The organism is Sulfurospirillum barnesii SES-3 (genome assembly GCF_000265295.1).
Lineage (GTDB): Bacteria > Campylobacterota > Campylobacteria > Campylobacterales > Sulfurospirillaceae > Sulfurospirillum > Sulfurospirillum barnesii.
On sequence record NC_018002.1, the window covers coordinates 1,275,137 to 1,289,030 of the forward strand.

Consider the following 13,894-nt stretch of genomic DNA (forward strand, 5'->3'; position numbering starts at 1 on the left):
ATGGGACTTTTGTAAGAAGTTTTTCACCAAAGAGCTTGTTTTAACACATGCCCTTTGGTGAAAGGTTTATTTGTAGTTTTCAACAAATGCTTTAATACGCCCAATACCATCTTTAATAGTAGCATCATCGGTTGCAAATGAGAATCTAAAGTACCCATCACTTCCAAACCCAAGACCAGGAACCACTGCAACACCCGTTTCTTCAAGAAGTTTAGAGCAAAATTTCATGGAATCATTTTCAACGGCTTTGGTGTTTACATAAAGGTAAAACGCACCTTCTGGCTTCATAACGGAAAGACCTTTAATGTTATTGAGTAAATCATATGCCATATTTCGACGTCTTTCAAATGCAGCACGCATCGTTTCAATATCAACGTCTACATCCCCATTGAGTGCAGGAATCGCCGCTTTTTGCGTAATTGTGTTAATGTTTGATGTACTTTGACCTTGAAGATCAACAATGGCATCGACAATCTCTTTGATAGGACAGGCAAGATAGCCAAAACGCCAACCTGGCATTGCAACAGATTTGCTAAGACCATTCACAGTAATGGTACGATGAAACATATCTTCACTAATAGACGCAACAGAGGTAAAGGTTAGATTGTCAAATAAAATCTTTTCATACATTTCATCTGAAACGACTAGAACATTGGTACCTTTTAAAACTTCTGCTATGGCTTCTAAATCACTTTTTGAATAGACTGCACCTGTAGGATTAGAAGGGGTATTAAATAAAAGCACTTTTGTTTTAGGCGTAATTGCAGCTTTTAATTGGGCAGGTGTGATTTTAAAATCACTGGACTCATCCGTTTCAATATACACAGGCGTTCCCCCTGAATATTTAACAATTTCAGGATAAGTGACCCAATAAGGAGCAGGAATAATCACTTCGTCACCTTCATCAATAATGGCTTGAAAAATGTTAAACAAAGAGTGTTTAGCACCCACATTCACAACAATTTGAGAAGGTTTATAATCAAGGTTGTTTTCACGCTTAAGTTTACCTGCAATGGCTTTAAGCACTTCAGGTGTGCCAGCAACAGCTGTGTATTTTGAGCAACCGTGTTGGATCGCTTCAATCGCAGCATCTTTTACACCTTGAGGTGTATCAAAATCGGGTTCACCCGCAGAAAAGCTTAAAATATCTTTTCCTTGAGCTTTAAGATCTCTTGCCAAAGCGGTAATGGCCAAGGTTAAAGAGGGTGATAAAACTTGAATTCTTTGTGACAGCATGAAGATTTCCCCTGTAAAAATATCGTGCTGATTATATCAAAAAATTAACCTATTTCTTCCAAAAAAATTTTATTCTTTGACCGATTCGAGGTAGCATTTATAAATGGTTTCTAGCTCATCATCTTTTACTTTTGCATCATGATGGCTGTTTAAAACAGCTTCTTCTAAAATCTTAATCCGTTTAAACATATAAATAAAAAGCTCTTTATTAATGTCAGGAATTTTATTATGTGCCATAGGATTTTTATCACGCCCTTTTTCAATGATACGAGCGGGGATTCCCACGGCTGTAGAATCATTTGGAATGCTTTTAACCACAACGGAATTTGATCCAATACGGCAATTTTCTCCAATACTAATATCACCCAAGACTTTGGCTCCTGAACCAATCACCGTTTTATTGCCAATGGTTGGATGGCGTTTGACCCCTCTATCCAAACTAACACCCCCCAATGTGACGCCTTGATAAATCAAGACATCATCACCCACAATAGCTGTTTCTCCAATAACAACACCAAAAGCATGATCAAAAAAAACACGGCGACCAATGGTACATGCAGGGTGAATATCAATATTAGTGATTATCTGAGAAACACCCATAATGACACGAGCAATCCTTTTAAATCCCTTTACATGTAACGCATGAGCCATACGGTAATTGACCAATGCCCAAACACCAGGATAATTGAAAAAAAGCTCTATTTTAGAGTTAATTGCAGGGTCTTGTAAAAGCGGTTGAGAAAAGTCCTCTTTGATTTGCCCCCACAAAGAAATATCACGCATTGTTCGTACCTTCATTATTACTATTAATGGTTTTAAGATAACCGTTGTCGTTCAAGAAAAGATAAATCTCACCCAAAATATATTTTTTCTCTTTTTCACTGATAATATCAGACGCTTCAATACGCTCATTGAGATTTTCTTGCACTTCTCTAATATCATAATCAAGGTCTTCTAAAATATCACTAATACTTTGTGATTCAAGAATATTTTTTATTTCAAAACTATCATCATCAATGATAATTGTTGCTTCTGTTGGATGGGTAAATAAGTTATGTTTCATTCCTAAGACTTCTTGATACGCACCTACAAGAAAAAAGCCTAAGAAATAGTCACGATTTTTAATATCTACATCGTGTAAGAAAAGTGGCGTTTCGGTATTAAACCCAATTTCTCCATCACTATCGCAGGTAATATCCCATAAAGAAGCGGAACGTGTGGGTGTTTCATCGAGTCTATCCAATGGCATCACAGGGAATGTCTGCTCAATACCCCAAAAGTCAGGTAGGCTTTGAAACAACGAAAAGTTAACCAAATAGCGCTCTTGCACACGGTCTTGAATATCTAAAATTTCACTCAATTTTTTATCGGCAATAAGTCCAACCGCTTTTTTAATAATGAGATTCACCAAAATCTCTGTATTGGAGCGATCTTGCAAATCAATGTAACCCAAATCAAAGAGGGTGAGTAATGACTCCATATGGTCAATACTATCGTGTAAAAACTCTAAGGCATTTTTACGATTCATCGTATTAAAGAGGTCAAAAAGTTCTTGCACAAGGGGTGGATTGTTCTCTTTAAGGTGTAACTTTTGATCCGTATACTCTTGAGAAAAGAGTTCCAACACAGGTGCTACTAAAACTGCATGGTGTGCGGCAACAAAACGACCCGATTCGATAAAAATATCAGGTTCAGAAACATTCTTACGATTGGCAATATCTTTTAATAAATAAACAACATCGTTGGCATATTCACTTAAGGAGTAGTTTTTGTGCAATGTCGTTTTATGCTGAGAATATTCAACGGCTAAACCACCACCAAGATTAATGGCTTTAAGATTCGTAGCTCCCATGCGGCAAAGTTCTGCATAAATATTTCCTGCCTCACGAAGCGCTTTTTTAAGCGGAGCAATATCGGTGATTTGCGAGCCAATATGAAAATGAATCATCGTAAATTTATCAAGTAAATTGGCATCTCGAATCATATTGACCGCTTCAAGAAGCTCTGTGGATGTTAAGCCAAATTTGGAGTTAATACCCCCACTTTTTGCCCAAATACCAATACCTGAGCTGTGCAAACGAATACGAAGCCCAATGTTGGGCACACACCCAAAACGATCTTTGGCAATAGAAATAATACTCTCAAGCTCATTAAGACCCTCAATGGTTAACGTGATGTTATGTCCCATTTCCGCAGAAATAAAACCGAGCGAAATCATCTCATTGTCTTTGAAACCATTGACCGTAATAGGAGCATTAGGATTATTATATGCCATGGCTAAAAGAAGCTCTGCTTTAGAACCCGCTTCAAGTCCATAGTTGTATTTTTCCCCCAAAGAGACAAGATTTTTTACAAAATTTGGAAATTGATTGACTTTAAGAGGATAAACCGCATTAAAACTTCCCTCGTAGCTAAACTCTTTCCTTGCATCAGCAAAACTTTTATAAATCATACGAATCTGTTTTTGGATTAAATGAGGAAATCGAAGTAAAATGGGGCCGCGAATACCATCTTTTCGAATTTCTTGGATAATTTCCATCAAAGAGGGTTCACACCCTGTATTTACCTTTACTTTACCATCTTCAATAAAGAAGTTGTCATTTCCCCACGTTTTAATACCATAATCCAATGTCTTGCTCCTTAAAATTCTTCAATAGCGATACTTTTTTCTTCTTTACTTTCCAAATCTTTAATCCAAATCTTCCCACAAGAGAGCTCATCTTCTCCTATGCATACACAATATTTTACATCGTTTTTATCTGCAATTTTTAGATGATTTTTTAATGACTTTGCCTCATAACTGCTTAGCACTTTAGCCTCATGACGCTTACTATTCACCAATGTATACACCTGAGGCAATGCTTCATCGCACAACGCACCTATGTAGTATCCCTCACGAGTTTTTTCAGGCATTTTCACCAAATCCATCAAACGCTCAATCCCCATAGCAAAACCAATAGCAGGGGTTGCTTTCCCTTCTAAAAATTCAACCAGTCTATCGTATCTTCCCCCTCCAGCAATGGCACTTTGCGCACCAATCTCAGAGCTTACAAATTCAAAAGCGGTTTTAGAATAATAATCAAGCCCACGAACAAGCTTTGGATTGACGCTATATTGAATATCAAATTGATCCAAAATCGCTTTTAATGTACTAAAATCTTCTTTACATGTAACGCATAAATTTTCTACAATTAAAGGCGCATCTGCAAGTAACATTTTGCAGTGCTCATTTTTACAATCCAAAACCCGAATGGGATTGGTAAGTTTTCGGCGTTCACAATCTTCACACAGTCCCTCAAGTGAATCTAAAAAACGCACCAACTGACTTCGATAGTGTGGCATACACGCAGGACAGCCTAATGAATTAATCTCTAGGCTATATTTAATTCCTAGTGCTTCAAACATTGCCTTAAGCATTAAAATAATTGTTGCATCTTCTCGCACATCGGCTTCCCCAAAACTCTCAACACCAAATTGGTGAAATTGACGTAAACGTCCTTTTTGAGGTCTTTCATAACGAAACATCGGTCCGTGATAAAAAAAGCGTTTTGTGCCACCAGCTTTGTCATATTTTTGTTGAATAAAAGCACGTACAACGCCTGCTGTTCCCTCAGGACGCAAGCAGACATCATTTCCACCTTTATCAGTAAATTGATACATCTCTTTACCCACAATATCACTGCTTTCACCTACGCTTCGTTTAAAGAGTGCTGTTTCCTCTAAAATAGGTGTCTCAATCAATGTAAATCCATAATTTTGTGCAATGCGTGTACACGTCTTAATAATATACTCATACACTTCATTTTCAGGAGATAAAGTGTCTTTCATTCCACGTAAGGCATTAATCATTTAAAAATTCCTCAATCTGTCTGTAAATTGTCTCAATACTTTGAGAAGCATCGACTTCTAAAACCTGAATGGGTAAGGTTTTTACAATGCGACGCATTATATCTTGAATCTGTAACAAATAGCTTACACCACGCTCTTCAATCGCATCGTGTTCTTTTGCCCCCAAACGCTCTTTGATCAAAGCTTCATTGGTGAGAAAAAGAACTATTTTTTCAGGATAATTTTCTTCTAATGCCAAACGGTTCATTTGAAGTAAAAAAGCACCATCAATATCGCTGTGATTAGCACAAGCATACGCAATACCCGATAAAAAGCCTCTATCACTAATCACCAAATGAGTCGTGCGCATAGGTTTTACCACCGTATCATAATGAAAAGCACGATCGGCTAAAAAGAGAAAAAGCTCTGCGTTAAACGAACCTTTCAGCTCACCACCTAAGAGTATTTCACGCAGTTTCGTACCTAAGTGGGTTCCTCCTGGCTCTTTTGTAGCCAAAACATTTTTATTTGATTGAGCAAAAAGCGAAACTTGGGTACTTTTACCTGTCGTATCCACGCCCTCAAAAATTACATACATGTAAACCTGCTTTTGATATAAGGTTGAATAATTTCAGGCACTAAATGCCCAACATCACCCCCGTATTTAGCGATAGAACGTACCACAGAAGAACTAATAAACGCATTTTTTAGACTGGGCATCAAATAAACGGTTTCAATCTCATTCCACAAAGAAGCATTGGCATAACCCATTTGAAGCTCAAATTCAAAATCACTCACCGCACGCAATCCCCGTATCATCACACGAATATCTTTCAATTTTGAAAAATTAACCAATAACCCATCAAAAGGTTCAACGTCAACCCCATCCATATCAGCAATAGCAACCTTTACCATTTGTACACGAGTCTGAATATCAAATAAAGGGCGTTTTTCTTCAGAGAGCGCCACTGCAACTAAGACTTTATCAAACAGTTTTCTTGCACGTTTAATCACATCCATATGCCCATTGGTAATAGGATCGAATGTTCCTGGATAAATGGCAACTCTCATGCACCCTCCCATCGTTTAAACAACGTGTGTTCAATCCCTAAAAGATCAAACCATTTTCCAATTAAAAAATTCTCCATAGCATCGAGTGTATCATTTTGTGCATAATATCCCAAAACAGGTGGTGCGATATGCACCCCTAGCATAGAGAGTTTGAGCATATTTTCTAAGGCAATGGAAGAAAAAGGCATTTCACGAGGAGCAAGTAGAAGAGGGCGCCTTTCTTTAAGCATTACTGCTGCGGTGCGTGTGAGTAAATTATCCGCAATACCATGCGTAATTTTAGCTAAAGTGTTCATACTGCAAGGAATAATCACCATAGCATCTGTTTTAAAGGAACCTGAGGCTGTAATGGCACCAATGTTGTTATCATCAAGTAAAATCGTATTGGATTCTTTATTGAAAACGATCTTTGCATGGTCTGAAATAATAAGGTATTTTTCAATCTCTAAGGGGAGTGCTTGAACAAATTTTAAACCTAATTCAACCCCACTTGCACCACTAATTCCTATAACTATTCTTTTCATTTGAGGATGATCGCTTCTTTGGAAGATATGATTTTTGCATTCAAAACCTTACCATGTTCTGTTTTGATTTTTACCACATCACCAATATCAGCATCGCTTAACACTGTTGCTTCTATTTCTATAATCAATCCTTCCTCTTTAAAAAGTGCCTTGATACGATCTTGTTTCGAAAATAATTTCTTACTACTAAGATGGTAATCTGCTAAAATTTGACCTGCCTTAAGGCTTCCCTTTACCACAGCACTACGAGGCAATTCTTGTATTAGTGCACGAAGGGGTATAGCGTCTAAATTAAGCCAAATACTCTCGTAATCATCGTTGTTCAGGATTTTACCGTTATGCAAATTATGTTTTGCTTTAAAAACAAGCGCTTTAGCCTTCATTTCATAAAAAAAATAGAGCTTCTTTTCTTGATTACCTGTACGAAATTGAGCAAAAAAAGAACCACTGTTTTTACGTAACATTGTATTGGGAATATCAATAAAGAGAAGTTCATAGCGTTCAAAATCTTCAGGCAATGAAGTTTTTACAAATACATACGGTTTTTCTTCTATGAGAATTGTGGGTGCAAGCTCATGAAACTTTTTAACAAAAGCCTCACTGAGTATTTCAGCTTTTCCCATCAACGCACAATCACGCTTAAAGGTAACAACACCTTCACTACTATCTATAATAGATATATTATGATCTTGAAAAAAAGTGAGGATTGTACTTGAAGAGATAGCATAATGGGCACGTTCTGTTGGAATTTCTAAGATAACACTGTCTGTGCCTTTATACCCAAACAATGAGGCTTTAATGGTTTTGTCTTCAATGCAATAGTTTTTATCAATATAGAGTGTTTCAGAGAAAGAAGAAGTAAAAAAAAGAAGTAAAAAAAAGATGGAGCGGGAAACGAGGTTCGAACTCGCGACCCCGACCTTGGCAAGGTCGTGCTCTACCACTGAGCTATTCCCGCAAAACGGACGAAATTTTAGCAAAAAAAACCCTTTATGTCAATATTTTCTGGGTTAATTGTAACACAAAGTGATTTAAACTTTAAAAATAGCAATCTCTTTTTCCAATTCCACGGAAGAATGGTTCAAATCAGAAGAGACATTTAATAAATTATCAGCAATGGTTTTATTCGCATGGGCTAAGCCTGTTGCTTCATTAACACCTTGGGATAAACGCTCAATTTCCGCTGAAATACTCAGTGCTTTTTCATACGATTGAGTTGTAATGTCTAAACTTTTTGCTGTTTTTTCTTTGGTTTCATTCGCCATAGAAGAGATTTGAATGGCATTTTGATTGAGCTGCGCCACTTTATGGCTATTTTCTTGAATACTCTCACTAGCATTAGAAACACTTTGAACCACAACACTAATGGTCGCATCTATCTCCATCAATGATTTTTGTGTGCGTTCTGCCAATTTTCTTACTTCATCCGCAACCACCGCAAATCCACGACCATGTTCACCTGCACGGGCTGCTTCAATGGCCGCATTAAGTGCTAATAAATTGGTTTGATCTGCAATCTCTTTAATCATCTCTAAGACGGAACGAATTTGTGTTGTTTGTTGCGCAAGTTGATTCATTTTAGACGAAATTGCCTCTTCATCATGACTGACATGATCAATGCTTTCTACAATCGTATCAAGGGTCATAATCATCTTATCTAACATAGCATAATCTTCTTTCATATATACAGCACTAATTTCAGAGATAGAACACGATGCTTGTAACTCTTTATTAATTTGAACGGTCAGAGATTTTACATTTTCAACAATACGATCTTGTTCTTGTGCTGTACGAGTGATTTGATGTGAAAAATCTTGCATCGTTTGGTTGATTTTTGAATGAGAGACAACGGTTTCTTTCGCTTTGAGCAGGGCTTGCTGAAGGGTACTCAAAAGTGTATTAATCGTGTGGCTAATTTCGCCAATTTCATCATCGTTTGCAACCACAATAGGACGATTGAGCGCCAAATCTCGTGTAATAAGTGATAAATGTTCACCAATACGTCGTATACGTCCTACAATATAACGACTCATAATCAATAAGAGTACAGATGAAACCACCAAAACAATGGCAGAAACCCACAAAACTTGATAGTAATTTTGACTCAACTGCATGCTAATCGTGTGACTGATTTCTTTAACGCGTTGATTGGTAAAGTGTGACATGTTTGCAAAGCGCTCGCTAATATAACGACAGTCTGCCTCAATTTCCACCGCCATATCCCCAATATCTTCTCGATGATCAATGCTGTAAAGTTCAGTGATTTCTTTATATTTTGGAACGATTTTTTGAGTATAGCGGGTATAGGCTTCATGAAGATTTTGCGACAAAGTAGGGTCTGAAAAAAACTCACTTTTTAATGCTTTTGTAAAAAAAAGTTCCATTTTCTCTTGCGTCACACTCAGACGAGTTTTCGCTTGCCCTGTAGGTAAAAATTCGCTGGTGACATAAATAAGATCTTTTAAAATCATATCAAACGTTTCTTGCGCTTTTGTAATTTCAGTATCAGGAATAACATTCTTTTCATAAATGGTAACCAGTGAGTTTTTTCCAATAAGACTTGAGTAAATACTAAGATACGAAAGAACCAAAAGCCCAAAAACAGTAAAACAAGAGATTAAGAGTAATTTCGTTGAAATTTTCATTGCCTTAAGCATTCTTTTCCTTTAACGAGTTCTTTATGCATACAAGCGTCAATGGTAACAAAAATGAAAAACAAGGTCAAGTTTTTAAAGAAAAAATATAATTTTTTTTACAAAATAAAACTTAAAGTAACAAAATTTTAATCTTTTCATCCACTTCAACAGAACGCTTACTCTCATCACTGATCCAAAGAGCATTGCTTCCAACCAAAGGCTTTACCATTCCTGATCCGTACATGTTTTTATCAAAAGCATGAAAAACACCCTCGCTAAAAGAGCCTAAAACAAAATTAACACGACCAGAGCGCAGGGCAAAAGTCTCTTTATTAAGCGCATCAATACGTTCAAAGTGAAACACTTTTTGACCTTGCAATTTTTTTAACACAGGGAGTAAAAATACAAAGGTATTGACATATGCAGCTAAAGGGTTCCCTGGCAGCGATGCCACAAGGGTATCACCCATTTGACCCATCATCATAGGCTTTCCAGGCTTAATATTAATACCATGAAAAGAGGCTTCAAAGCCATTTGCCAACAAGGCACGTTCCACAAAATCAGCTTCGCCCATACTCACACCACCACTGGTGATCACTACGTCGTATTGCTTCATCTGTGTAAAATACGCTGTTGCTGATTCCAAATTATCAGGAATGACACCACAATAGTGTGCCTCAAACCCATATTCTTTCAATAAAGAGAGTAAAGCAAGGGCATTAATGTCGTAAATTTCATCTTCACTGGCATTTTCCCACGGTGATTTAAGCTCATCTCCTGTGGAAAAAATCGCAACATGAAGTTTTTTATAGACCTCCACCATCATGATTCCTTGCGAAGCCAAAAGAGCAATATCTCGGGAATTAAGATGCACTCCTTCTTCTAAAAGTATTGTGCCTACATCTGCTTCTTCCCCTTTTAAGCGAAGAGCATTTCCTTTTTTAATCTTCTCAGGTAACCTAACCATGGTTTCACCGTGTAGTTCGCACATCTCAAACGGCACAATCGTATCCGCATCAAACGGCACTTTTGCTCCTGTCATAATTTTATAGCATTCATTTCCCATCAAACACGCATCCACCACACTGCCTGCTAAAATGGTTTTTTTAATGTGCAATTCTCGTAAACCTTCTTTATACGTAAAAGCATAACCATCCATGGCAGCGTTATTATACGAGGGAAGATTTTTTTTACATGTAATCTTTTTTGCAAGGGTACGCCCAAGTGCATCAAAAAGACTAACCCACTCTGTATGAGGCTTATCTTTAACTAGGGCTAAAGAGCGGATAATAGCGTCATCATAAGAGACAATATCTTCGTACGCCATGGCTTACTCCTCTAATCGTTGAATGTGTGCACCAAGCATGGAAAACTTACCCTCTAAGTTTTCATACCCACGATCTAAGTGATAAATTCTATGAATCTTTGTCGTTCCCTCAGCAACAAGTGCTGCTAAAATAAGTGCTGAGCTGGCTCTTAAATCCGTTGCCATAACATCAGCGGCATTCAAAGACATAGAACCTTCAACCGTAGCACTATGCCCTTTTAGCTTGATATTAGCACCCATACGAGACAGTTCACTGACGTGCATAAAACGGTTTTCAAACAATCTTTCATCAATAATACTCGTCCCTTTTGCTTGCGTGCACAATGCCATAAATTGGGCTTGTAAATCCGTTGGAAATCCTGGGTACTCAGAGGTTTCAATATCACATGGCATCATTTTCTCACACGGATAAATGGTCAAAGTATCTTCGGTCTCATCAATCTTAAAGCCCATCTGTCCTAGTTTTAAAATCACCGCTTCTAAGTGTTTAGGGTTGACATTTAAGAGGGTGATTTTTGATTGGGTAATAGCTGCTGCACACAAGTAGGTTCCCGCTTCAATGCGATCAGGAATCACACTAAAATCAGGAATATTAAGCAGTTTTCCACCACTTCCCTCAATAATGAGTTTTGAACTCCCAATACCCTCAATCACCACACCTCCAAGGGCTAATATTTCACACAATTGCACCACTTCAGGCTCTTTGGCAACATTGACTAAGGTGGTTTTGCCATGCGCAAGAGCTGCTGCCATAATGATATTTTCACTGCCAGTCACCGTGACTTTATCAAAAACGATGGTCGCTCCTTTAAGCCCATCAGGTGCTTTGGCTAACACATACCCTTGTTTAATCTCAATAACCGCTCCCATTTGTTCTAAAGCTTTTAAATGCAAATCAATCGGGCGCTGACCAATAGCACATCCACCAGGTAAAGAGACTTCACAATGACCAAAACGAGCTAAAAGGGGTCCTAGTGTTAAAATAGACGCACGCATTTTACGCACAATATCATAATTTGCACACGCTGAATTTACCGTTGTTGCATCCACTTCAAACACATTTTTTTCTTTACATGTAAACGAACCACCTAAATTACAAAGTAACTGCAATAAGGTCTTAACATCTGCAACTTCAGGCATATTTGAAATGGTTATTTTTCTATCAGAGAGAAGCGTGAGGGCTAAAAGAGGTAATGCGGCATTTTTTGCACCTGAGATGCTGATACTTCCGCTTAATGTTTGTTTTCCCTGAATTGCCAAATAATACATCATGGATTGTTTCCTTATTAAAAATTAAGGCATTGTAGTTAAAAAATGATTAAATTTTCTATGAATTTTGGTAGAATGTAAATGAGATGATTATGAGGAAGAAAAATGCTTTTAGAAGATTTCTTACACGAAACTCGCTCGTTATCAGTAGCTCACCTTTATTTTCATGAACCAAAACTCACACTTTTTGAAAATGCAAAACAAACGCATCCTCATTTTCTTTCCTTTAATTTAGAGGAAGAGAACAACACACCCTTGAGTGCTGATATTTTATTTATTGAGGTAGCAGAAGCCAGTAAAGAAAAACTCAAACGTCTTGTCAGTATTTTGGGTAAATATAAACCTACGATTACCTATCTTTTTGCAGAGGATGTTGAGAATAGATTGCTTTTAAAATTCGCCTTGCATTTTAATGTCACCGATGTTTTGCCACTTATAAATGAAGAACACGTGTTGCTTTCTATTTTTTCACAAAACCCCACTAAACTCGATGAAAAACTCTATACATTCCAAAAAATAGAGCTTGAGAAAAAGATAGAACACTTTTTTCCTTTTTTCCTTTTTCAAGGCAAACATCTTCTATATGCCAACGCCAAAGCAGAAAAACTGTATGAGACGACCCATCTTGTGAGCATGCAAGAGAAAATACATGAAAATGAAGATTTGTACAATGCCCTTGAAAGCAACGAAGATGCGCAAGGTATTATCTACCTTCATTCACGCCCTTATATGTGTCTTATTAAATGTTTTGCCAAAAATAATGAAAAACTGCTGACGTTGATTGGTGATATGGAAGAGGAAGAGAGAACCTGTTCTTCCATGCTCAATCGCTTCGACTTTGTAGACATGCTCAAAGACCGCCTTGCACAACAAAGTGTCACGCAAACAGCTATTACGCTTACTTTTGTTAACATTGCAAACCTTGAAAAACTCTCAAAAAGTTTTAAAGGAACTGCTTTGCATGATGCCTTTAAAAATTTGCTCCAAACCTTCTTTCAGCTCAAAGAAACGTGGCAAGAACTGGTGCAATGGAGCCCAAGCCTTTACATTTTTATGTCTGAAAAACGCCATTTTGAAGAGACGTGTAAACAAGCAAACTATATTCAAAAAGAGCTGTTTACAACCCATATCCATGAAAAAATAAGCCCTATTATCGTCACATCCGTTATGGATATAAAAGAGATGAATCTCAATAATCTCATTGAAATAATTGAAAAAATAAATACAAAAACCCTCACAACAAACGATACCCAAAATATAGATTATTATGAGGTTGAGTATCTTGAAAATATCAGTAATGAAAATGAGCAAATTTCTTACCTTATGCACCACTGTTTTAACAACAAAATTCCTATTAAACTCCTTAATATTTACAAGGGGCTTTGCATCAATACGGCTGCAGATATTTTAAAAATTTCACATGATAGCTATCATATCTCTTGCGAAAACCTACAAGCTTATGTGATGCAACTTGAGGGGCAAACCGTTCTTCAAGCCTCGAGCTTTCCAAAAGACATCAAAGCTGAAGTCTCATTTTTAGATATTAAAAAATCTTTTGCCATTATCAAAAATCTATCGTTTTTACATAACAGTGCTAACAATCGCCAACACACCCGTGTTCAAACGAGTTTTCGAACACCTATTGTGATGAAATACGCACGCCATGCCTCTGCTCAAGGAGAGATCGTTGATATTTCAGTCAATTCAATTGCCATGAGAATAAAAAAACTTTTTCGAGAAGAAGAGCTTAAAGGAAGCCTTGTGCATCTTAACTTCTCCTTGCCCAATGAAACAGGAGAATACGGTTATGTAGTGATGGATATTGAAGCAAAAATCACCTATATTGCCCAAAGAGATACCGAATCAACCAAAATTGTTGTGATGCTTGAAAACCTTCCAAAACCTTACAGTGAGTATCTTTTGCAGTACATGTACACACGGCAAAAAGAGCTGATTACCGAGATAAAACGAGCCACAAAAGCCTACCATTAATCTTTACATGT

General features: G+C 37.2%; 12 protein-coding genes and 1 tRNA gene. 1 reads left to right on the top strand and 12 read right to left on the bottom strand.

Going from position 1 to position 13,894, the window contains the following annotated elements:
* Positions 1 to 66 precede the first annotated feature (66 nt).
* From SULBA_RS06495 to murA, 12 genes are all read right to left on the bottom strand, one after another.
* Positions 67 to 1,236 (bottom strand): pyridoxal phosphate-dependent aminotransferase, encoded by a 1,170-nt coding sequence (locus SULBA_RS06495; RefSeq protein ID WP_014769483.1) that lies wholly within the window; start codon positions 1,234 to 1,236, stop codon positions 67 to 69.
* A 69-nt stretch (positions 1,237 to 1,305) separates the two neighbouring features.
* A complete protein-coding gene (gene cysE / locus SULBA_RS06500) occupies positions 1,306 to 2,019 on the bottom strand; it encodes a serine O-acetyltransferase (protein ID WP_014769484.1) in 714 nt (237 codons plus the stop codon).
* Positions 2,012 to 3,865, bottom strand: a complete 1,854-nt coding sequence (gene speA, locus SULBA_RS06505; protein ID WP_014769485.1) for a biosynthetic arginine decarboxylase — start codon at positions 3,863 to 3,865, stop codon at positions 2,012 to 2,014. The genes cysE and speA overlap by 8 nt, the downstream gene beginning before the upstream one ends.
* An 11-nt stretch (positions 3,866 to 3,876) precedes the next feature.
* Entirely contained in the window at positions 3,877 to 5,085 is a 1,209-nt protein-coding gene (gene hisS / locus SULBA_RS06510) for a histidine--tRNA ligase (RefSeq protein WP_014769486.1), read from the bottom strand.
* A complete protein-coding gene (gene tmk / locus SULBA_RS06515; RefSeq protein ID WP_014769487.1) occupies positions 5,078 to 5,662 on the bottom strand; it encodes a dTMP kinase in 585 nt (194 codons plus the stop codon). Before tmk ends, hisS begins: the two co-directional genes overlap by 8 nt.
* The gene (coaD, locus tag SULBA_RS06520) at positions 5,653 to 6,135 is read right to left on the bottom strand and encodes a pantetheine-phosphate adenylyltransferase (protein WP_014769488.1); all 483 of its coding nucleotides are present in this window, start codon (positions 6,133 to 6,135) and stop codon (positions 5,653 to 5,655) included. Before coaD ends, tmk begins: the two co-directional genes overlap by 10 nt.
* Positions 6,132 to 6,659: a UbiX family flavin prenyltransferase gene (locus SULBA_RS06525; RefSeq protein ID WP_014769489.1), complete on the bottom strand. Its 528-nt coding sequence runs from the start codon at positions 6,657 to 6,659 to the stop codon at positions 6,132 to 6,134. The genes coaD and SULBA_RS06525 overlap by 4 nt, the downstream gene beginning before the upstream one ends.
* Positions 6,656 to 7,447: a flagellar basal body P-ring formation chaperone FlgA gene (gene flgA, locus SULBA_RS12865; RefSeq protein WP_014769490.1), complete on the bottom strand. Its 792-nt coding sequence runs from the start codon at positions 7,445 to 7,447 to the stop codon at positions 6,656 to 6,658. The genes SULBA_RS06525 and flgA overlap by 4 nt, the downstream gene beginning before the upstream one ends.
* A 95-nt stretch (positions 7,448 to 7,542) precedes the next feature.
* A tRNA-Gly gene (locus SULBA_RS06535) sits at positions 7,543 to 7,617 on the bottom strand.
* A 73-nt stretch (positions 7,618 to 7,690) separates the two neighbouring features.
* The gene (locus tag SULBA_RS13250) at positions 7,691 to 9,316 is read right to left on the bottom strand and encodes a methyl-accepting chemotaxis protein (protein WP_014769491.1); all 1,626 of its coding nucleotides are present in this window, start codon (positions 9,314 to 9,316) and stop codon (positions 7,691 to 7,693) included.
* Between the two features lie 109 nt (positions 9,317 to 9,425).
* Positions 9,426 to 10,622: a molybdopterin molybdotransferase MoeA gene (locus SULBA_RS06545; protein ID WP_014769492.1), complete on the bottom strand. Its 1,197-nt coding sequence runs from the start codon at positions 10,620 to 10,622 to the stop codon at positions 9,426 to 9,428.
* Positions 10,623 to 10,625: 3 nt separating this feature from the next.
* On the bottom strand, positions 10,626 to 11,894 hold the full coding sequence (gene murA, locus SULBA_RS06550) for a UDP-N-acetylglucosamine 1-carboxyvinyltransferase (protein ID WP_014769493.1): 1,269 nt from the start codon (positions 11,892 to 11,894) through the stop codon (positions 10,626 to 10,628).
* A gap of 102 nt (positions 11,895 to 11,996) precedes the next feature.
* On the opposite strand from murA, the gene SULBA_RS06555 reads away from it, so the two are divergent.
* On the top strand, positions 11,997 to 13,883 hold the full coding sequence (locus SULBA_RS06555; protein ID WP_014769494.1) for a PilZ domain-containing protein: 1,887 nt from the start codon (positions 11,997 to 11,999) through the stop codon (positions 13,881 to 13,883).
* Positions 13,884 to 13,894 lie beyond the last annotated feature (11 nt).